18 protein-coding genes and 1 riboswitch are annotated in these 19675 nt (G+C 73.9%); of the genes, 10 read left to right on the top strand and 8 right to left on the bottom strand.

Annotated elements, in window-relative coordinates; translation table 11 throughout:
- Nucleotides 1-16 precede the first annotated feature (16 nt).
- From ACYX4T_RS04875 to ACYX4T_RS04865, 3 genes are all read right to left on the bottom strand, one after another.
- Complete coding sequence (locus tag ACYX4T_RS04875; RefSeq protein WP_476013450.1) at nucleotides 17-496, bottom strand: MarR family winged helix-turn-helix transcriptional regulator; 480 nt, start codon at nucleotides 494-496, stop codon at nucleotides 17-19.
- 45 nt (nucleotides 497-541) lie between these two features.
- The gene (gene coaA, locus ACYX4T_RS04870) at nucleotides 542-1474 is read right to left on the bottom strand and encodes a type I pantothenate kinase (protein WP_476013449.1); all 933 of its coding nucleotides are present in this window, start codon (nucleotides 1472-1474) and stop codon (nucleotides 542-544) included.
- Between the two features lie 141 nt (nucleotides 1475-1615).
- Entirely contained in the window at nucleotides 1616-2347 is a 732-nt protein-coding gene (locus ACYX4T_RS04865; RefSeq protein WP_476013448.1) for an SDR family oxidoreductase, read from the bottom strand.
- Nucleotides 2348-2397: 50 nt separating this feature from the next.
- On the opposite strand from ACYX4T_RS04865, the gene ACYX4T_RS04860 reads away from it, so the two are divergent.
- The 8 genes from ACYX4T_RS04860 (at nucleotide 2398) to ACYX4T_RS04825 (ending at nucleotide 11321) form a co-directional block, all read left to right on the top strand.
- Nucleotides 2398-2862 carry a PPOX class F420-dependent oxidoreductase gene (locus ACYX4T_RS04860; RefSeq protein ID WP_476013447.1) on the top strand — a complete coding sequence of 155 codons (465 nt, stop codon included), beginning with the start codon at nucleotides 2398-2400 and terminating at the stop codon, nucleotides 2860-2862.
- 19 nt (nucleotides 2863-2881) lie between these two features.
- Complete coding sequence (locus ACYX4T_RS04855; RefSeq protein ID WP_476013446.1) at nucleotides 2882-4240, top strand: hemolysin family protein; 1359 nt, start codon at nucleotides 2882-2884, stop codon at nucleotides 4238-4240.
- On the top strand, nucleotides 4237-5451 hold the full coding sequence (locus ACYX4T_RS04850) for a hemolysin family protein (RefSeq protein ID WP_476013445.1): 1215 nt from the start codon (nucleotides 4237-4239) through the stop codon (nucleotides 5449-5451). Before ACYX4T_RS04855 ends, ACYX4T_RS04850 begins: the two co-directional genes overlap by 4 nt.
- Complete coding sequence (locus ACYX4T_RS04845; RefSeq protein WP_476013444.1) at nucleotides 5448-6428, top strand: NAD(P)/FAD-dependent oxidoreductase; 981 nt, start codon at nucleotides 5448-5450, stop codon at nucleotides 6426-6428. The genes ACYX4T_RS04850 and ACYX4T_RS04845 overlap by 4 nt, the downstream gene beginning before the upstream one ends.
- 336 nt (nucleotides 6429-6764) lie before the next feature.
- Nucleotides 6765-7562, top strand: coding sequence for a VldE C-terminal domain-containing protein (locus ACYX4T_RS04840; RefSeq protein ID WP_476013443.1), 798 nt, complete (start codon nucleotides 6765-6767; stop codon nucleotides 7560-7562).
- Between the two features lie 66 nt (nucleotides 7563-7628).
- Entirely contained in the window at nucleotides 7629-9011 is a 1383-nt protein-coding gene (locus ACYX4T_RS04835) for an MFS transporter (RefSeq protein ID WP_476013442.1), read from the top strand.
- A 112-nt stretch (nucleotides 9012-9123) separates the two neighbouring features.
- Nucleotides 9124-10524 carry an APC family permease gene (locus ACYX4T_RS04830; protein WP_476015181.1) on the top strand — a complete coding sequence of 467 codons (1401 nt, stop codon included), beginning with the start codon at nucleotides 9124-9126 and terminating at the stop codon, nucleotides 10522-10524.
- Nucleotides 10521-11321, top strand: coding sequence for a universal stress protein (locus ACYX4T_RS04825; RefSeq protein WP_476013441.1), 801 nt, complete (start codon nucleotides 10521-10523; stop codon nucleotides 11319-11321). The genes ACYX4T_RS04830 and ACYX4T_RS04825 overlap by 4 nt, the downstream gene beginning before the upstream one ends.
- A 15-nt stretch (nucleotides 11322-11336) precedes the next feature.
- On the opposite strand, the gene ACYX4T_RS04820 is transcribed toward ACYX4T_RS04825, so the two are convergent.
- Nucleotides 11337-12281: an AraC-like ligand-binding domain-containing protein gene (locus ACYX4T_RS04820; RefSeq protein WP_476013440.1), complete on the bottom strand. Its 945-nt coding sequence runs from the start codon at nucleotides 12279-12281 to the stop codon at nucleotides 11337-11339.
- 157 nt (nucleotides 12282-12438) lie between these two features.
- Between ACYX4T_RS04820 and ACYX4T_RS04815 the strand changes: the two genes are divergently transcribed.
- The gene (locus tag ACYX4T_RS04815; protein ID WP_476013439.1) at nucleotides 12439-13266 is read left to right on the top strand and encodes an alpha/beta fold hydrolase; all 828 of its coding nucleotides are present in this window, start codon (nucleotides 12439-12441) and stop codon (nucleotides 13264-13266) included.
- 16 nt (nucleotides 13267-13282) lie between these two features.
- Nucleotides 13283-14149 (top strand): alpha/beta hydrolase, encoded by an 867-nt coding sequence (locus ACYX4T_RS04810; RefSeq protein WP_476013438.1) that lies wholly within the window; start codon nucleotides 13283-13285, stop codon nucleotides 14147-14149.
- 13 nt (nucleotides 14150-14162) lie between these two features.
- On the opposite strand, the gene ACYX4T_RS04805 is transcribed toward ACYX4T_RS04810, so the two are convergent.
- The 4 genes from ACYX4T_RS04805 to ACYX4T_RS04790 all read right to left on the bottom strand — a co-directional run bounded on the left by ACYX4T_RS04805 (nucleotide 14163) and on the right by ACYX4T_RS04790 (nucleotide 19181).
- Entirely contained in the window at nucleotides 14163-14378 is a 216-nt protein-coding gene (locus ACYX4T_RS04805; RefSeq protein ID WP_476013437.1) for a hypothetical protein, read from the bottom strand.
- A 218-nt stretch (nucleotides 14379-14596) separates the two neighbouring features.
- Nucleotides 14597-17596: an aminomethyl-transferring glycine dehydrogenase gene (gene gcvP / locus ACYX4T_RS04800; RefSeq protein ID WP_476013436.1), complete on the bottom strand. Its 3000-nt coding sequence runs from the start codon at nucleotides 17594-17596 to the stop codon at nucleotides 14597-14599.
- A gap of 203 nt (nucleotides 17597-17799) precedes the next feature.
- A riboswitch (glycine riboswitch) is annotated at nucleotides 17800-17903 on the bottom strand.
- Nucleotides 17904-17965: 62 nt separating this feature from the next.
- A complete protein-coding gene (locus ACYX4T_RS04795; protein WP_476013435.1) occupies nucleotides 17966-18586 on the bottom strand; it encodes a MerR family transcriptional regulator in 621 nt (206 codons plus the stop codon).
- 121 nt (nucleotides 18587-18707) lie between these two features.
- On the bottom strand, nucleotides 18708-19181 hold the full coding sequence (locus ACYX4T_RS04790; RefSeq protein WP_116710890.1) for a bifunctional nuclease family protein: 474 nt from the start codon (nucleotides 19179-19181) through the stop codon (nucleotides 18708-18710).
- Nucleotides 19182-19675: the final 494 nt, after the last annotated feature.

Here is a 19675-nt window from a genome sequence, read left to right as displayed (position 1 = left end):
ACCCCACGGGTGCCGGCTACTCCTCGACGAGGAGCTCGAGAGCGGGCAGGGCCGCCTCCAGGGCCGCACGCTGCTCGGGGTCGAGCCGGTCGAGGCGCTGCGCCAGCGAGGCCGTCCGCTCGGTACGGATGCGCCGGATGGCGTCGTGACCCTGGTCCGACAGGTGGATCAGCGCCGACCGGGCGTCCTGCGGGTCGGGCGTGCGCACGAGCAGGCCCGCGTCGTCGAGGGCGGCCAGCACCCGGCTCATCGTCGGCGGGGTGACCGCCTCCCGGCGGGCGAGCTCGGAGAGCCGCAGAGGGGCGTGGTCCTCGAGCGTGGCCAGCACCGAGGTCTGCAGCGGGGGCAGCGCGGCGGCGGAGTCGACCCGGATACGGCGGTTGAGGCGGCCGACGGCCAGTCGCAGGCGCGACGGCAGGTCCGGATCGGACGAACCGGACGCACCGGACGGATCCCGGCGCGGCTCGGCCTGTGTCCCGGCGGCGGAAGTGGACATACCGGCATGGTCCCACGCCGCCGTGACGTGCCGGTCAGAGCTGGCTCACAGCTTGCGCAGCCGGATCCGCCGCACGGTGTGGTCGCCGCCCTTGGTGAGCACGAGGTCGGCCCGCGAGCGGGTCGGGGCGATGTTCTGCCGCAGGTTCGGGCCGTTGATCTCGTCCCAGATCGTCCCGGCCCGCGCCAGCGCGGCGTCCTCGTCCATCTCGGCGTAGCGCCGGAAGTACGACGCCGGGTCGCGGAACGCCGTCTCGCGCAGGGCGAGGAAGCGCTCGACGTACCAGCGCCGGACGTCGCCGGGGTGGGCGTCCACGTACACGGAGAAGTCGATCAGGTCCGAGACGGCCAGGGCGCTCGCCCGCTCGCCGGTCTGCGGCGCCGGTTGGAGCACGTTGAGGCCCTCGAGCACGAGGATGTCCGGCCGCGAGACCACCCGCTGCTCGTCGAGGACGTCGTAGACGAGGTGGGAGTACACCGGCACCGGCACCTCCGGCTTGCCGGCCTTGATGTCCGCGACGAACCGCAGCAGCGCGCGCCGGTCGTAGGACTCCGGGAACCCCTTGCGCCCCATCAGCCCCCGCCGCTCGAGCTCTGCGTTGGGGTGCAGGAACCCGTCGGTGGTGACGAGGGCGACGTCGGGGTGGTCGGACCAGCGCGCCAGCAGCAGGCGCAGCAGCCGCGCGGTCGTCGACTTGCCGACCGACACCGAGCCCGCGATACCGATGACGAACGGCGTCGCCTCCTCGTCCTGGCGCAGGAAGGTGCGGTAGGCCTCGAGGAGGCCCGCGTTGGCGCGCACGTGCAGGTCGAGCAGGCGCGACACCGGCAGGTAGACGTCGCGGACCTCGTCGAGGTCCACCGGGTCGCCCAGCGAGCGCAGCTCCTCGAGCTCCTCGGCCGTCAGCGGCACCGCGCTCGTGTCGCGCAGCTGGGCCCACGACGCGCGGTCGAAGTCGACGAACGGGCTACCGCTCACGAGCGCGGCTCCGCTCCGCTACGCGCGCTGCCGCTCACGAGGCCCTCGTCGGCGAGGCTCCGTCGCACATGGCGGGTCATTGTTCTCGTGGCCGTGGGGTCCCCCGCCACCGCGTGCGGCGCAGGTCACCGAACCGATCCGCTACCCGCGCTGCTGCGCCGTCGACACCAGGGCGTACTCCACCACGCACACCTCCGGCGGCAGGCCGAGCACGTGCACCACCGCGCCGGCGACGTGCTCGGGTGTGAGGCCCAGCGCCTGCATCCGCTCCCGGAAGGAGGCGACGTCGGGGCGTCCCGGCTCGTCGCCCGCCAGCAGGTCGGTGGCCACGAACCCGGGCGCGACCGTGGTGACGCGCACGCCCCGCGGGCCCACCTCGCGGCGCAGGGTCTCGTCGACGGCGTGGGCGGCGAACTTGCTCGCGGCGTACACCCCGCCCGCGGCGGTGGGGACGCGCCGGCCGGACATCGACGAGATCGTCACGAAGCTGCTGCCCTCGCCCAGGTGCGGCAGCGCCGCGTGGGCCGTCGCCAGCAGCCCGGAGACGTTGACGTCGAACACCTCGCGCCAGCGCGCCGGGTCCGTCTCCCCCACCGCGCCGAGGTGCATCGTCCCCGCCGCGGCCACCACGGCGTCGAGCCCGCCGAGGTCGCCCACCAGCTCCTCGACGGCGGCGGTGACCGCCGTCGCGTCCGTGACGTCGGCGACCGCGGCGTGCCCCCCGACCTCGTCCGCCAGGACCGCGAGGCGGTCCGCACGCCGGGCCAGCAGCCCGACGGTGGCCCCGGCCTCCGCGGCGGCCCGCGCCACGGCCGCCCCGATGCCCGACGACGCTCCCGTGACCAGCACCCGCCGGCCCTCCAGTGCACCCACGGCGATCACCGTAGAGGGGGCGGTCGGTGCCCGCGGCTACGCTCGTCGCCATGGCGAACGTGGCGACGAACGACCGGGTCTCCCGCGAGGAGCTCGACGCGTTCCTGCGCACGCGGCACAAGGCGATCGTCGTCACCCACCGCCGCGACGGGGGCGAGCAGACCTCGCCCGTGACGCTCGGGATCGACGCCGAGGGCCGCCTGCTCGTGTCGACCTACCCGGAGCGGGCCAAGGTCGCGAACGTGCGGCGCGACCCGGGGGTGGCGATGTGCGTGCTCTCCGACGACTTCGACGGGCCGTGGGTGCACGTCGAGGGCAGCGCGGAGGTGCTCGACCTGCCCGACGCGCTCGAACCGCTGTGCGACTACTTCCGCTCGATCTCCGGCGAGCACCCCGACTGGGAGGAGTACCGCGAGGCGATGGCGACGCAGGGGAAGTCGCTGATCCGGCTGACGGTGCAGCGGTGGGGGCCGATCGCCACGGGCGGCTTCCCGGCCCGGTTGGCGACAGGCTGAGGCGGGGACTCGGTCGACCGTGGACGTCCTCCTGTCGGTGCTGGGCCTGGTCGGGTTCGTCGCCGTCACCTTCACGACGGCGATCTTCGTCGCCGCCGAGTTCTCCCTGACCAGCCTCGAGCGCAGCCAGATCGACAACCACGTCGCCGAGGTCGACGACCGGCGCTCGAAGGTCGTCCAACGGGCCCACCGCAACCTGTCGTTCGAGCTCTCGGGCGCCCAGCTCGGCATCACCATCACGACGCTGATCACCGGCTACCTCTCCGAGCCGGCCATCGCCACGCTGATCTCCCCGCTGCTCGAGGACGTCGGGCTGCCCCCGGGCGCGGCCGGAGGCACCGCCTCGATCATCGCGCTGATCGTCGCCACCGCCCTGTCGATGACCTTCGGCGAGCTCGTCCCCAAGAACCTCGCGATCGCCCGGCCGATGGGCACCGCGCGGATGGTCGCCGGGCTGCAGGCCGGCTTCTCCCGGATCTTCTCCTACTTCATCGGCGGGCTGAACGGCTCGGCCAACTGGATCGTGCGCCGGCTCGGCATCGAGCCCGCCGAGGAGCTGCGCTCGGCGCGCTCCCCCCAGGAGCTCGGCTCGCTCGTGGCCACGAGCGCCCAGCAGGGCACGCTCGACGAGGGCACCGCCGAGGTCATGGCGCGCTCGCTGCGGGTCAGCGAGCGCCGCGCCGACGAGCTGATGACCCCGCGGGTGCGCGTCGAGTCGCTCTCACAGGACGACACCGTCGACGACCTGCTCGCCGCCACGGTGCGCACCGGCTTCTCCCGGTTCCCCGTCGTCGACCGCGACCTCGACGACATCAAGGGCGTCGTGCACGTCAAGCAGGCCTTCAGCGAGCCGCGGGCCCGCCGCTCCACCACCAAGCTGCGCAACCTCATGCGCACCGCCACCACCGTGCCCGACTCCCTCGACGGCGACGAGCTGCTCGACCGCCTGCGCGGCGCCGGACTGCAGATGGCGCTGGTGGTCGACGAGTACGGCGGCACCGCGGGCATCGTCACGCTCGAGGACCTCGTCGAGGAGATCGTCGGCGACGTCCGCGACGAGCACGACCGCGGCGAGGCGGCCCGGGTGCGCGACGAGGGGCCCGACAGCTGGATCGTCTCCGGGATGCTGCGCCCCGACGAGCTCGAGGACCTCGTGGGGTGGGGATTCCCGGAGAGCGAGGTCTACGAGACGCTCGCCGGCTACGTCGTCGCCGAGCTGCAGCGCCTGGCCAACGTCGGTGACGCCGTCACCCACGACGACTGGCAGCTCATCGTCACGCGGGTCGACGGCCGGCGGATCAACGAGGTCCGGGTGGTGCGCCCGCCGCAGGTCGAGCCGGCCGCGGTCACCGCGAGCGGTGTGGAGGAGGGCTCGTGAGCGACACCGTCGCGCTGCTGCTAATGGTCGCGCTGCTCGGGGGCAACGCGTTCTTCGTCGGCGCCGAGTTCTCGCTGATCACCGCGCGCCGCGACCGTCTCGAGGCCCTGCAGGCCGAGGGCACCTCCGGCGCGACCACCGTGCTGCGCGCCTCCGAGCACCTCTCGATGATGCTCGCCGCCGCCCAGCTGGGCATCACGATCTGCTCGCTCGCCCTCGGCTCGCTCGGCGAGCCCGCGGTGGCCCACCAGCTCGAGGGCGTGCTGCTGCCGATCGGCGTGCCCGAGGTGCTCATCCACCCCATCGCGTTCGTGGTCGCGCTGACCATCGTGACGATCCTGCACATCGTCGTCGGCGAGATGGTGCCCAAGAACATCGCCATCGCCGGGCCGGAGCGCACCTCGCTGTGGCTGGTGCCGGCGCTGGTGGCCTTCCTCAAGGTCACCCGACCGGTGATCACGGTGCTCAACTGGGTCGCGAACCACGTCCTGCGCCTCTTCGGCGTCACCCCGGTCGACGAGCGGGAGGCGGCCTACACCCCGCAGGAGATCGCGGACATGCTCTCGGAGTCGCGCCGCGAGGGGCTGCTCGACGCCGCGCAGACCCGCCGGCTCACCCAGACGCTGAGCTCCGCGGAGCACACGGTCGCCGACGTCATGATCCCGCTCGACCGGGTCACCGTCCTGCCGCCCAACCCGACGGTCGGCGCGGTCGAGGAGGCCGTCGCCCGCACCGGCTTCTCCCGCTTCCCCGTGCAGGCCCCGCTGGGTCCCGACGCCCATCCGCGCCTGGACACCCAGCGCCACGAGCTCGGCACGACGCCGATCACCCCGGACGCGCCCGGCGAGGGCGGTCAGGGCAGCGAGGGCGGTGACGTCACGGACCACGAACCGGTGGTCGCCCTCGACGGGTACCTGCACGTCAAGGACGTCCTCGATCTGGGCGACGGGGACGGCGACGGCCGGTCCGACGACGAGGCCGCCGACCGCCCGGTGCCGGCCGACCGGGTCCGGGCGCTGCCCGAGCTGGCGCTCTCGGCGCCGGTCGACGAGGCGCTCGCGGCCCTGCGGCGCGAGGGCTCGCACCTCGCGCGGGCCGTCGACGAGGAGGGCTCGACGGTGGGCCTGGTCGCGATGGAGGACCTCGTCGAGGAGTACGTGGGCACGGTGCGCGACAGCACGCACGTCTACCGGTCGGGGGCGCGGACGTGACCCCTCCCGTCCGCTCCGACGTCCTCGTCGTCGGCGGCGGCATCAGCGGCGTCGCCTGTGCGCGGGCGCTCCTCGCGGCCGGCACGCCCGCCCGCGTGCTGGAGCGGTCGCACCGGGTCGGCGGGCGGATGACGAGCCGGCCGCTGCCCGCGGGCGCCGACGCGTCCGACCACGTCGTGGACCTCGGCGCCGCCTACTTCACCGTGCGCGGCGAGGAGTTCGCCGCCGTCGTCGACGACTGGCACGCCCGCGGGCTCGCCCGCCCCTGGACCGACACGCTCGCGAGCCACGACGCCGACGGCACCTGGTCGTCGAAGCAGGGCCCGCAGCGGTGGTGCGCGCCGGGCGGGCTGCGCTCGCTGGTCGCCGACCTCGCCGCGGGCCTCGACGTCACGTCCGGGCACGCCGTCGGGGCCGTCACCCCCGGCCCGGCGGTCGACGGGCTCGCGGCCCGCGCGGTCGTGCTCGCGATGCCCGACCCGCAGGCCGCCCGCCTGCTGCACCCCGCGCTGCGGGCGGCCGAGCTCGTCGCCGACCGGACGTGGGAGCCGGTGATCTCGGTGGCCCTGGGCTTCGGGCACCGGAGCTGGGAGCGGTTCGCCGCCGCGTTCGTCAACGGGCACCCCGACGTCGACCTCGTCGCCGACGACGGCGACCGGCGCGGCGACGGCGCCCCGGTGCTCGTCGCGCACACCAGCAGCGAGCGGGCCCGGCGTCACCTCGACGACCCCGACGGCGCGATCGCGCCCGTGGTCGGCGCGGTCACGGAGCTGCTCGGCCTGGACGACGCGCCGGCCTGGACCCATGCGCACCGCTGGTCCTACGCGAGCCCGTCGGAGCCGCGCCAGGACGACTTCGCGCTCACCGACGACCTCGTCGGGCTCTGTGGCGACGGCTGGGGCAGCCCCAAGGTCGAGACGGCCTGGCGCTCGGGCACCCTGCTCGGCCGGGCGGTCGCGGACCGCCTGTCCTGCTGACCGGCCTCCCGAGCGGCACGCCACCACGACGAGCGGTCCCGCCGTCGCGCCCCGTGACCGCCGACCGCGCGGTGCTTCCCGCCCGTCGTGGAGCAGGCAACCCCGCCGGATCACCGCGTCCGGTTCGTCTACTGTCGCTCACGGAACGGTCACGAGCAGGTCACGGCTCCCCCCACGGTTGACCTCGCTCTCCCCGATCGGCGACCACCGACCCCGACGGTGCCGCCGGGCCGTTCCCGTACCGGAAGGCAGCACGTGACACGGCAACGCTCCCCCAGGGGCCGTGACGCGCACGCAGGACCGCGCCGCCGCGAGCCCCGCACCGTCCCGTTCGTCATGCCCGAGGGCGCCGTCCGCGGCGCGTCCCGGCACCGCTCCCCCGGCCGCTCGGCGGTCCGGCACGGCGCGGTCGCCGCGGGCCTGACCGGCAGCGCGCTCGCGCTCGTCGGCCCGGCGGTCATCGCCCTGCCCGACCAGGACCCGCAGGGCGCCGCGACCACCCTCGAGCTCTCCGCCCAGGGCGCCGCCCTCGCCGACACGTCCTCGTCGGGCCCGACCGCCGGCGTGCGGTCGGCCGTGGCGCCGGTCAGCGGCCCGGGCACGAGCGCGGCGTCGGCGGACCTCATCAAGGCCACCGAGCGCGACCGCGCCGCGGACGCCGCGGCCGCCCGCGAGGCGGAGGCCCGCGCGGCCGAGGAGCAGCGCGCCCAGGAGGCCCAGCAGGAACGGGAGGCCGAGCAGGAGCGCGCCGCGTCGATCACCGGCTGCGGGGCGTCGAGCTCCTACGGCGGGGTCGCCGACGCCGTGCAGGAGGTCGGCAACGCGATGGAGTGCGTCTTCCCCGGCCACGACGTCCTCGGTGTCGGTAGCCGCGGCGGCCAGTCCGACCACCCGGACGGCTACGCGCTCGACTTCATGACCACGAGCGGTGACGCGATCGCCGACTGCCTCGTCGAGAACAAGGACGAGCTCGGCGTCTCGTACGTCATCTGGGACCAGCGGATCAACACCGGGTCCGGCTGGGAGGGCATGGAGGACCGTGGCGGCGCCACGGCCAACCACGAGGACCACGTGCACGTCTCGTTCGAGCGCAGCGGCTCCCCCGACGTCTCGGCGCTGCGCAGCTGCTCGTAGGAATGTCACCGCGGGACGTCGCCGCGGGACTTCACACCGTCGTGACATCTTTGGTCCACTACAACGATGTCGACGGAGACGAGCGGATCGAGCACGGAGAGTGATCTCGGCCGGCGGACGCTGCGCAAGGTCGTCCGCCGGCTGATGCCCCTGCTGGGACTGCTCTACTTCGTCAACTACCTGGACCGCGTCAACATCGGCTTCGCCGGCCCGAACGGCATGAACGCCGAGCTGGGCATGACAGCGACGGTGTTCGGGCTCGCGTCCGGGATCTTCTTCGTCGGCTACCTGCTGCTCGAGGTGCCGAGCAACCTCGCGCTGCACCGCTTCGGGGCGCGGCGGTGGATCACGCGGATCCTGGTGTCCTGGGGGATCGTCGCGACGGTCATGGCGTTCACGCCGAACGCGACCGTGCTGATCGTCCTGCGCTTCCTGCTCGGCGTCGCCGAGGCGGGCTTCTTCCCCGGGATCATCCTCTATCTCACCTTCTGGTTCCCGGCCGAGTACCGGGCGCGGGCGGTCGGCTGGTTCATGGTCGCGGTGCCGGTGTCGACCGCGGTCGGCTCGACGGTCAGCGCGCTGATCATCTCCGCGGGCGACGGGCTGTTCGGCCTGTCGGGCTGGCGGGTCATGTTCCTGTTCGAGGGGATCCCGGCGATCCTGCTCGGGTTCCTCACGCTGTGGGCGCTCACCGACAGGCCCGAGGACGCCCGCTGGCTCGCCGACGACGAGCGCCGCTGGCTGCGCGACCGGCTCGACGCCGAGTCCGAGCAGGTCCGGTCCGCCGACCACTGGCCGCTGCGCCGCGCGCTGACCGCGCCCCGGATCCTCGTGCTGGCCTTCGTCTACTTCGGCGTCACCTACGGGCTCTACGCGCTGGGCTTCTTCCTGCCCACGATCGTCGCCGGTTTCGAGCAGCAGTTCGGCACCGAGCTCGACACGATCGAGAAGGGCCTGGTCACCTCGGTGCCCTACGCCGTCGCGGCCGTCGGGATGGTGCTGTGGAGCCGCGCGGCCGACCGGGCCGCCGCGCGCACCGACGGCGGCTTCCTCGCCGGGGAGAGCGGGCGGCGCTGGTGGCTCGCGCTGCCGATGCTCGTCGGCGGGGTCGCGATCCCCGTCGCGCTCTATCTGCAGGACCCGTTCTCGGCGATCGCCGCGGTGACGGTGTGTGCCGTCGGGATCTGCTCGGCGCTGCCGACCTTCTGGCCGCTGCCCTCGCAGTTCCTCACCGGCGCGGCTGCCGCGGGCGGCATCGCGCTGATCAACTCGCTGGGCAACGTCTCGGGCTTCGCCGCCCCGTACGTCACCGGCGGGCTCGCCGACCTCACCGGCAGCCAGCGCGCCGGCCTCTGGGTCGTCGGGGCCGTGACGGTGCTGGCGGCCGTCGTCGCGCTGGTCGTCGGACGCCGGACGAGTCGCGGGGCGGTCACCGTGGACGCGAGTTAGGCTGCCGATCCTCCGCTCGAGGGTGAGGGGACCTACGTTCGCACGCTCGAGAGGGACCGCCGTGCCCACACTCGACCGCGCCGCCTGGCTGCGGCGCAAACCGGTCGCCACGATGGCCGCCGAGTCCGGGGCGGACGACGCGGACGGGCACGGCGGCGGCGAGCTCAGGCGCTCGATCGGGCTCGGCCAGCTCGCCGCGATCGGCATCGGCGCGACCGTCGGCACCGGCATCTTCTTCGTGCTCTCCGCGGCCACGCCGGAGGCCGGGCCCGCGGTGGTCCTCTCGTTCGTCATCGCCGCCATCACGGCCGGGCTCACCGCGCTCTGCTACGCCGAGCTGGCGTCGGCGGTGCCGGTGTCCGGGTCGTCGTACTCCTACGCCTACGCGACGCTCGGCGAGGCGGCGGCGATGGCGGTCGCGGCCTGCCTGATCCTCGAGTACCTCGTGTCGTCGGCCGCGGTCGCGGTGGGCTGGTCGGAGTACCTCAACGCGCTGTTCGAGGCGACGATCGGGGTGCGGGTCCCGGACGCGCTGTCCGGGGCGCCGGGCGCGGGCGGCGTGGTCAACCTGCCCGCCGTCGTCCTCGTCGTCCTCTGCACGCTGCTGCTGGTGCGCGGGGTCAGCGAGTCGGCCGCGGTCAACACGATCATGGTGGTGATCAAGCTCGGGGTGCTGCTGCTGTTCGTCGCCATCGCGTTCACGGCGTTCGACGTCGACAACTTCGCGGAGTTCGCGCCGCTCGGTCTCGGCGGCGTCGGCGCGGCCGCGGGCACGGTGTTCTTCTCGTTCATCGGGCTGGACGCGGTGTCGACGGCCGGTGAGGAGGTCCGTGACCCGCGGCGCAACCTGCCCCGCGCGCTGATGCTCGCGCTCGTCGTCGTCACCGTGATCTACCTGCTCGTGGCGGTCTCCGCGCTCGGGGCGCAGCCGTGGGGGGAGTTCGAGGGCCAGGAGGCCGGCCTCGCCGCGATCATGGGCGAGGTGACCGGCGCGGCCTGGCCGGGGATCGTCATCGCGGCCGGTGCCGTCATCTCGATCTTCAGTGTCACGCTGGTGACGATGTACGCGCAGACGCGGATCCTGTTCACGATGAGCCGCGACGGCATGCTCCCGCCGCTGCTCTCGCGGGTGAACCCCCGCACCCTGACCCCGGTGCCGACGACGGTGCTCGTCGGCGTCGGCGTCGCCCTGCTGGCGGGGCTCGTGCCGCTCGACGTGCTCGCCGACCTGGTCAGCGTCGGCACCCTGGTGGCGTTCTGCGTGGTGTCGATCGGCGTCATCGTCCTGCGGCGCACCGCGCCCGACCTGCCCCGCGGCTTCCGGGTGCCGGGCTACCCCGTGACGCCGATCCTCTCGATCGCCGCCTGCGTCTACCTCATCGTCGGGCTGCAGTGGATCACACTGGTCGTGTTCGTGCTGTGGCTCGGGGTCGCGCTGGTGTTCTGGGCGTCCTACGGGGCGCGGCACTCGCGCCTGGCGACCGTCGAGCCGACCGGTGGGGAGCCCTCGTGACCGTCCTCGTCGGCCACCTGCCCGGCACCGACCCCGACGGCCGGGCGCTCGTGCTCGGGGGACGGCTGGCCCGCGCGCTCGGCGGCCCCCTCGTCCTGTGCACCGTCACCGGCCACGGCGAGGACACGGCAGCGGCTCCCGAGGCTCCCGCGATCGAGGGCGTCGAGGTCGAGGTCACCGCGATCGCCGACCGCTCGGTGCCCGGCGGGCTCGCCCGCGCGGCGCACGCCCACCAGGCCGCGGTCGTGGTGCTGGGCGACGCCCCACCGGGCCCGGGCTCGATCGGCGCCCGCCTCGCCCGCGCCGCGGACGTCCCGGTCGCGCTCGGCGGCGACGGGGCGCTGCACGAGGGCCCGATCACGCGGGTGACCTGTGCCTGGGGCGGCGGACGACACGCCGAACGGGTGCTCGCGACGGCCGTCGACCTCGCCCGACGCACCGGCGCCACCCTGCGCGTGGCGTCGTTCGGGCCCCAGCGTGGGCGCACCGTGCCGCCCGAGGCGGGGCTGCACGCCGAGCAGATCGTCGTCGAGCAGTGGCGCGAGCAGATGCAGGGCGCCCAGCGCACGGCCCTCGCCCACCTCGGGGTGACCGACGCGGAGACCCTCGCCGTCGCCGCGGCCACCGTCGAGGAGGCGGTGACGGGCATCGGCTGGGACCCCGGCGAGCTGCTCGTCGTCGGCGCCAACGCCGTCGGCACCGCCACCCGCGTCCTGCTCGGCGACCCCGGCGCCGCGGTGGTGCGCGCCGCGCCCGTCCCGGTCGTCCTCACGCCGGGGACGACGACGCTGTCGTAGGGGCTGTCTCCCTGGTCAGCCTTCCTGGTCAGCCCCCGCCGCACGCCGCTCCCGCGGGGTGATGCCGTAGGCGTCCTTGAAACGCCGGGAGAAGTGGGCGGCGTCGCGGAAGCCCCACTCGTGCGCCACGGTCGCGATGGCTTTGTGCCGTGCGGAGGGCCGGCCGAGCTCCTCGTGGGCGGCCTCGAGGCGCCGGGCGATGATCGTCTGCTCGAGGCTGCTGCCGGCGTCGGCGAACAGCTCGAAGAGCCGGCGCCGCGAGACGGCGTGGACGGCGGCGATCTCGTCGGCGTCGAGGTCCGGGTCACGCAGCCGCTGGCGGACGTACTCGTGGATCTGCGCGAGGAGGGTGTCCCGGTGCACGCCCGGGTCGCGCGGGCCGGTCGAGGCGAGCAGCGCGCGGACCAGGTCGATGGTCGCCGACCCGATGGCCGCGGCCTGGTCGGAGGCGGCGAGGCGGTCGGCGGCGGCGAAGAGGTCCACGACGTGGCGGGTGAGGAGCCCCGCGAGCGGGCTGGCGTCGAGCCGGGACCCGGCCTCGCGGACGACCTCGGCGGGCAGGCCGAGCGCGTCCAGCGGCACCTGCAGCGCCCGCGACGCCCCCGAGGTGGCCCACGAGAAGGCGAAGGGCGCCGAGAGGTCGACCATCATGAGCCGCCCCGGCGCCACGGTCTGCCGGTGTCCGAACTGCTCGTGGCGCGCCGTGCTCCGCTCCTGGACCGCGATCGCCACGATCGGCGTCTCCTCCCGCCGCGCCCGGCGCACGTCGCGGGACATCGCCATGCCCGACGACTCGCTGCGGAAGAGGGCGAGGCGCCCGAGCTGCCAGAGGTCCATGCGGGCGTGCAGGTCGGCGTGGGGCGCGAGCGTGACGGTGGCGGCGCTCGTCTCGGCCATCAGCGCCGTGACGAGCTCGGCGCGCGCCGCCGGCGGCGTGTCACAGGAGTCGAGCACGAGCATGGTGACCGAGCGTAGAGAAGCGGGGGCCACAGGCCAAACGTCCGGCGCACCGAGAGGCAAGAAGCCCGCACGCTGGGACAACTCCGGCCCACTCCGCCTACTTATCGTGATCGACCAGCGAACCCATCGGTCAACCCCACCTCCCCGAGGAGCCCGCATGGCCCACGTGACCACCGCCGACGGCGTCGAGATCTTCTACAAGGACTGGGGCCGGGGCCGTCCCGTGGTCCTGAGCCACGGCTGGCCGCTGAACGCGGACAGCTGGGAGGCACAGATGCTCTTCCTCGCCGACAACGGCTACCGCGTCCTCGCCCACGACCGGCGCGGCCACGGGCGGTCGAGCCAGCCGTGGGACGGCAACGACATGGACCACTACGCCGACGACCTGGCGGCGGTCATCGACGCCCTCGACCTGCGCGAAGTGACCCTCGTCGGGTTCTCCACCGGTGGCGGCGAGGTCGCGCGCTACATCGGGCGGCACGGCACGTCGCGGGTGGCGCAGGCGGTGCTGGTGTCGGCGGTGCCGCCGCTCATGGTGCGCCGCGACGACAACCCGGACGGCGTGCCGATCGAGGTGTTCGACGGCATCCGCGCCGGCTCGCTGGCCGATCGCTCGCAGACCTACCGCGACCTCGCCGACGGCCCGTTCTTCGGCAACAACCGCCCCGGCGCCGATGTGTCCGAGGGCATCCGCGCCGCATTCTGGTTGCAGAGCCTGCAGTCCGGTCACAAGAACGCGCTCGACTGCATCCGCGCCTTCTCCGAGACCGACTTCCGTGGCGACCTCGCGGCGTTCAACGTCCCGACGCTCGTGATCCACGGCGACGACGACCAGGTCGTGCCCTTCGCCGTCGGCGGCCGGGCATCCGCCTCGATGGTCGCCGGCGCCGAGCTGATCGTCTACGAGGGCGCCCCGCACGGGATCACCGACACCCACAAGGACCGGCTGTCGGCGGACCTCCTCGAGTTCCTCAAGCGCATCTGACCCGGAAGGACAGCACGTGACCCACGCCCAGCAGACCCCCGACACCATCGTCCTCGTCCACGGCTTCTGGGTGACCCCGCGCTCCTGGGAGCAGTGGGTCGCCCACTACGAGGCCAAGGGCTTCCGGGTGATCGCGCCCGCGTACCCCGGCTTCGAGGTCGAGGTCGAGTCCCTCAACGCCGACCCCTCCCCGGTCGAGGCGATCACGATCCCCGGCATCGTCGAGCACCTCGAGGAGATCGTGCGGGGCCTCTCGTCGCCGCCCGTCATCATCGGGCACTCCGCGGGCGGCGCCTTCACCCAGATCCTGCTCGACCACGGCTTCGGCGCCGCGGGCGTCGCGCTGAACTCGGCGCCGACCGAGGGCGTGCCGGTGATCCCGCTCTCGCAGGTCAAGGCGACGTTCCCGGTGCTGAAGAACCCGGCCAACCGGCACCGGGCGGTCCGCTACGACTTCGCGCACTGGAACTACGCGTTCACCAACACCTTCCCGGAGGACCAGGCCCGCGCCCTCTACGAGCGCTACGCCGTGCCGGTGTCGGGCGGCATCCTGTTCGAGAGCGCGCTGGCGAACCTCACGCCCGGCCACCAGGGCACCTGGGTCGACTATCACAACGACCGCCGCGCGCCTCTGCTGTTCGTCGCCGGGAGCTGCGACAACATCATGCCGCCGAAGGTGCAGTGGTCGAACGCGGCGCACTACAAGAGCGAGAAGACGATCACCGAGGTCGTCGAGTACGGCAGCAAGCCCCACCTCCTGCCCGCCGCTCCGGGCTGGGAGGAGATCGCGGACTACGTCCTGGCCTGGGCGCTGCGCCACGCCACGACCCCGCCGCCGATCGTCCCCGCCCCGGACGCGCCGACCGAGGCGATCACGGTCTGACCGCTTCGACGCGTCAGAACGACGGGCTGCTGCCGTAGAAGATCAGGACTCCGAGGATCAGCAGGCCGCCGAGGACGAAGGCGAGGTCGCTCTTGCCGCGGTAGTTCTTGCGGTTGTTCATGATCCCGCGAGCGTCGACGGCTGCACGAAAGTACTCGGCCCAGCGCCGCCCGACGACGAAGCCGACCACGAGGCCGACGACGATGCCCGCGGCGAGGACGACGTTCACGGTGTACCCCCGGTGCTCGACAGGGCGCGAGCGGACGTCCGGGAGGGCGCGGTCCCCGAGCCGCGGAGCCCCACCCGTCACTCGCGCCCCAGGAGTGTGACCGAGGCGTCCCCCATCGGGTGATGCGACACGCCGCCGAACGGCGCTGGTGGCCTTCGGCCATGTGAGCAGAAAGAAGGGCGACAGCCCTTCTTTCTGCTCACCTGCGCGGAGCGCACCTAGTCGGCGAGCTCCTCCAGCGGCGGGCAGGAGCAGACGAGGTGCCGGTCGCCGTGGGCGGCGTCGATCCGGCGCACCGGCGGCCAGATCTTCGTCGGGCGCCCGCCGGCGGGGAAGGCGGCCTCCTCCCGGGTGTAGGCGTGGTCCCACGACCCGCCGAGCACCGAGCGCGCGGTGAACGGGGCGTGGACCAGCGGGTTGTCGTCCGCCGGCCACTCCCCCGACTCGACGCGGGCCACCTCTCCCCGGATCGCGATCATGGCGTCGCAGAACCGGTCGATCTCGGCGAGGTCCTCGGACTCGGTCGGCTCCACCATCAGCGTGCCGGCCACGGGGAACGACATCGTCGGGGCGTGGAAGCCGTAGTCGGCGAGGCGCTTGGCGACGTCGTCGACCGAGATGCCCGAGGCCTTCGTCAGCGGGCGCAGGTCGAGGATGCACTCGTGGGCGACGAAGCCGTCCGGCCCGGTGTAGAGCACCGGGAAGTGCTCGTGGAGGCGCTTGGCGACGTAGTTCGCCGCGGCCACGGCCGTCAGCGTCGCGCGGCGCAGGCCGTCGACGCCCATGAGCCGCACGTAGGCCCAGGAGATCGGCAGGATCGACGCCGACCCCCACGGCGCGCCCGCGACCGGGCCGACGCCGGTCGCCGGTCCCGCGGTCGGCTGGGCCGGGTGGTTCGGCAGGAACGGCGCGAGGTGCTCGGCCACGCCGACCGGACCGACGCCGGGACCGCCGCCGCCGTGCGGGATGCAGAAGGTCTTGTGCAGGTTCAGGTGGCTGACGTCGGCGCCGAAGCGGCCGGGCCGGGCGAGCCCGACCAGGGCGTTGAGGTTGGCGCCGTCGACGTAGACCTGCCCGCCCGCGTCGTGCACGGCCGCGCAGACCTTGCGCACGTGCGGCTCGTACACCCCGTGCGTCGACGGGTAGGTGATCATGATCGCGGCCAGCGCGTCGCCGACCTCCGCGATCACCTCGTCCAGGTGGTCGCGGTCGACGTCGCCGCGGTCGGTCGTCTTCACGACCTTCACCCGCATCCCCGCCGAGATCGCCGACGCCGCGTTCGTGCCGTGCGCCGAGGCCGGGATCACGCAGACGTCGCGGTGCTCGTCGCCCCGGCTGCGGTGGTAGGCGCGGATCGCGAGCAGCCCGGCGAGCTCGCCCTGCGAGCCGGCGTTGGGCTGCAGCGAGACCGCGTGGTAGCCGGTGAGGTGGACCAGCCAGTCCTCGAGGTCCCGGATCACCTGCAGCATCCCCGGGGCGTCCGAGGCCGCCGCGAACGGGTGCAGCTCAGCGAAGCCGGGATAGGTGATCGGCTCCATCTCGGCGGTCGCGTTGAGCTTCATCGTGCAGGAGCCCAGCGGGATCATGCTGCGGTCGAGCGCGACGTCGGAGTCCGCCAGCTCGCGCAGGTAGCGCAGCAGCGCGGTCTCGCTGCGGTGCCGGTGGAAGACCGGGTGGGTGAGGTACGACGACGTGCGCACGAGCGACGCCGGGATCGCGTCGCCGGTCGCGGCGTCGAGGTCCTCGACGTCCATCTCCCCCGCCCCCAGCGCTCGCCACAGCGCGCGCAGGTGCTCGCGGGTGGTGCGCTCGGAGCAGGAGACGCCGACGTGGTCGGCGTCGACCTCGCGCACGAGGATGCCCTCGTCGCGGCACGCCGCCACGGCCGCCGCCGCGCCACCGCTTCCCCCGTCGCTGCGCTCGCCCCGGTCGGGCACCCGCACGAGCACGGTGTCGAAGAACTCGCGGTGCACGACCTCGACGCCGCCCTTGACCAGGCCCGCCGCCAGCACGGCGGCCATGCGGTGGGTGCGCCGGGCGACCGTGTGTATGCCCGTGGGGCCGTGGTGCACGGCGTACATCGCGGCGATCACCGCGAGCAGCACCTGGGCGGTGCAGATGTTGCTGGTGGCCTTGTCGCGGCGGATGTGCTGCTCGCGCGTCTGCAGGGCCAGGCGGTGGGCGGGGTCCCCGTCGGCGTCGACCGACGTGCCGACCAGGCGCCCCGGCAGCTGGCGCGCGAGGCCCTGGCGCACCGCGAGGAACCCGGCGTGCGGGCCGCCGAAGCCGAGGGGGACGCCGAAACGCTGGGTCGACCCGACCGCCACGTCGGCGCCGATCTCCCCGGGCGGGGTGACCATCGCGGCGGCGAGCAGGTCGCAGGCCACGACGACCGCGGCGCCACGGGCGTGCGCGGCCTCGACGACGCCGCGGTAGTCCCGCAGCGCACCCGAGGCGCCGGGGGCGGCGAGCAGGAGCCCGAAGAAGTCATCGGTCGGGAGCGCCACCCCTTCTCCCGTCGCCCCGCTCGCCCCACCCGTGACGTCCACGACCTGGATCTCGATGCCGAGGGCCTCCGCGCGCGTGTGCAGCACGGCGATCGTCTGCGGCAACGTGTCGGCGTCGACGAGGAAGCGGGACGACTTCGTCTTGTCCGCGCGGCGCAGGAGCAGCATCGCCTCCGCCGCCGCGGTCGACTCGTCGAGCATCGAGGCGCCCGCGACGTCGAGGCCGGTGAGGTCGCAGACCATCGTCTGGAAGTTCAGCAGCGCCTCGAGCCGGCCCTGCGAGATCTCGGGCTGGTAGGGCGTGTACGCGGTGTACCAGGCCGGGTCCTCGAGGACGTTGCGGCGGATCACCGGCGGGGTGATCGTGCCGTGGTAGCCGAGGCCGAGCATCGGCTCGAGGACGGTGTTCCGCGCGGAGAGCCCGCGCAGCTCGTCGAGCACCTGGGCCTCCGTCGCCGGCGGGGGCGGCGCGGCACCGGTGGCGTCCTGCGACCAGTCGGCGGGGTCGGTGCGGATCGACGTGGGCATCGCCCGGTCGGCGAGCTCCTCCAGCGAGCCGACGCCGATCGTCTCGAGCATGCGGGCCAGGCCGCGCGCGTCGGGGCCGATGTGGCGGTCGGCGAAGGGAATGCCGTGCTCGAGGGCAGCGAGCGGGGCGGCGCTCCAGGACGAGTCCCAGGAGGAGGGTGCGGGACCGTGCGATGCGTTCATGACGCCTCCGGTGCAGGGCGGGCTGGGGCCTCGCGCGGCGCGGACGTCGTGGTCCGTCGCGCGGCCTCCCCCTCTGCCGCTGCCCGCTCCCGTGCGGGCGCCTGAGAGCTTCGCCGGTGGGGTGGGCTCACCCTCGGCTTGCACCATCGGCGGGCTCGCGCTCCGGGCAGGACCCGGACCGGTCACCACTTTCCAGAGGTCGTCTCCTCCGCGCGGTCGGGGTGCCTGAGAGGTTCCGGGGAGGAGTTGCTCCTTCGGCGCCTGCGCCCAGAGGCTTCTGACTGCAGGTCTCTCCCGCGCGGTGTCCAAGAACGACCCGATGAGGGTACCGCAAATGGCGCCGAGGACCCAGGACCTGCGTGGCCGCCGTCACCCGGCGGTGCGCGTCCCCCGGGCCCGGCGGGACGCGAGCTCGTCCTCCGGCGCGTGGTCGACGGCGGCGGCGTCGGCGCGCTCGGCCGGGAACCGCGAGATGCTGCCGGAGATCTCGCGCATGGCCCCGCCGACGGCGATGCCGAAGACGCCCTGGCCGCCCTGGAGCAGGTCGACGACCTCCTCGGGCGAGGTGCACTCGTAGACCGTGACCCCGTCCGAGAACAGGGTGATGCGGGCGAGGTCGCGCACGCCGTGGCGGCGCAGCTGCTCGACGGCCACGCGGATGTTGTTCAGCGAAACGCCGGTGTCGAGGAGGTTCTTGACCACCTTGAGCACCGCCAGGTCCTTGAACGAGTACAGGCGCTGCGAGCCGGAGCCGGTGGCGGTGCGAATGCTCGGCACCACGAGCTTCGTGCGCGCCCAGTAGTCGAGCTGGCGGTAGGTGATGCCGACGATCTGGCAGGCGGCGGGACCGCGGTAGCCGAGGACGTCGCCGGTGGTACCCGGCCCGCCCTCGCCGAACAGCTCGTCGGCGAACAACAGGCCCTGCTCACCTTCCGGGCCGAGGGGCTCGAGCTCGGGGCCGGCGGGACCGCCGTCCTGACCACCGCTCACCGACTGCCTCCCTCGTACCGTGGTGTCGCCGACGGTACGAGCGGCGGAGACGGGGGTCAACGCGACGCGCGGCGACTCTCGACCTCGAGTTCAGGGTGAGAGTAGCGGGCCGTCGGACACGCTATGTGTCCGCCCCTCGGAAGTCCTCCGGGGACACGGAGTCGAGGAACTCGCGGAACTTCTCGACCTCGTCCTCCTGCTCGTCGGGAATGACGAGCCCGGCCTCGGAGAGCACACCCTCCTCGGCGTGGATCGGCACGCCCACGCGCAGGGCCAGCGCCACCGAGTCGCTGGGGCGGGCGGACACGCGCACGTCGCCGTCGAAGACGAGCTCGGCGTAGAACGTGCCCTCCTGCAGATCGATGATCCGCACCTGCTCCAGACGCCGGTCCAGCGCGCCCAGCACGTCCTTGAGCAGGTCGTGCGTCAGCGGCCGGGCAGGCTTGACGCCCTGCTGCTCGAGGGCGATGGCGGTGGCCTCCACCGACCCGATCCAGATCGGGAGATAACGGTCGCCCTCGGCCTCCCGCAGGAGGAGGATCGGCTGGTTCGCGGGGAGCTCGACCCGCACACCCACGACACGCATCTCGCTCATGCGACTCGCCCTCCTCCTGGTCGGGCCCGCAGGCTCCGTCTCCCAGCCCTCGGTCGACGAACCGTGACGCTACACGCTCCGCGACCGCCGCGCGCGCGTCCGAGGGACGCTCGGAAGGCGCGTCGCCGAGCGGGCGCGGGCCCGCGCGGCGGGGTCGTTCCGGGGTCGTTCCGGGGTCGTGCCGGGGTCGTGACGCCGATGTGACGCCCCGGTCGGCGGGTGCCGCGGGCCCCTCGTCAGCGCCGCAGACCGTGGCGCAGACCCGCGCCGACGAGCAGGGCGTGCAGGCGTCCGGACAGCGCCGCCAGCTCGGCGGACAGCTCCTCGGCGCGCCGCGCCGCCTCCGGGCCACGGCTGCGCGCGACCGGCGTGACGAGCTGCGCGAGCAGACCCACCTCGCGGTCGGCGCCCGCGCGCACGGAGCGCAGCAGGCGGGGCTCGACGCCGAGGCGCGCGAGCGAGGCCGCGGTGCGCGCGACGAGCACGTCCTCGGG

It is taken from the genome of Actinomycetospora sp. ABD4_176, from assembly GCF_056311855.1.
This window is presented reverse-complemented; position numbering and strand designations above follow the sequence as displayed.

What these genes read in the sequence shown, in the direction of transcription:
- ACYX4T_RS04820 (WP_476013440.1), bottom strand. Translation starts at nt 12,281, where the DNA reads ATGCTCGTGCTCGACTCCTGTGACACGCCGCCGGCGGCGCGCGCCGAG.
- ACYX4T_RS04835 (WP_476013442.1), top strand. Translation starts at nt 7,629, where the DNA reads ATGTCGACGGAGACGAGCGGATCGAGCACGGAGAGTGATCTCGGCCGG.
- ACYX4T_RS04840 (WP_476013443.1), top strand. Translation starts at nt 6,765, where the DNA reads ATGCCCGAGGGCGCCGTCCGCGGCGCGTCCCGGCACCGCTCCCCCGGC.
- ACYX4T_RS04860 (WP_476013447.1), top strand. Translation starts at nt 2,398, where the DNA reads ATGGCGAACGTGGCGACGAACGACCGGGTCTCCCGCGAGGAGCTCGAC.
- gcvP (WP_476013436.1), bottom strand. Translation starts at nt 17,596, where the DNA reads ATGAACGCATCGCACGGTCCCGCACCCTCCTCCTGGGACTCGTCCTGG.
- ACYX4T_RS04815 (WP_476013439.1), top strand. Translation starts at nt 12,439, where the DNA reads ATGGCCCACGTGACCACCGCCGACGGCGTCGAGATCTTCTACAAGGAC.
- ACYX4T_RS04830 (WP_476015181.1), top strand. Translation starts at nt 9,124, where the DNA reads ATGGCCGCCGAGTCCGGGGCGGACGACGCGGACGGGCACGGCGGCGGC.
- ACYX4T_RS04875 (WP_476013450.1), bottom strand. Translation starts at nt 496, where the DNA reads ATGTCCACTTCCGCCGCCGGGACACAGGCCGAGCCGCGCCGGGATCCG.
- ACYX4T_RS04790 (WP_116710890.1), bottom strand. Translation starts at nt 19,181, where the DNA reads ATGAGCGAGATGCGTGTCGTGGGTGTGCGGGTCGAGCTCCCCGCGAAC.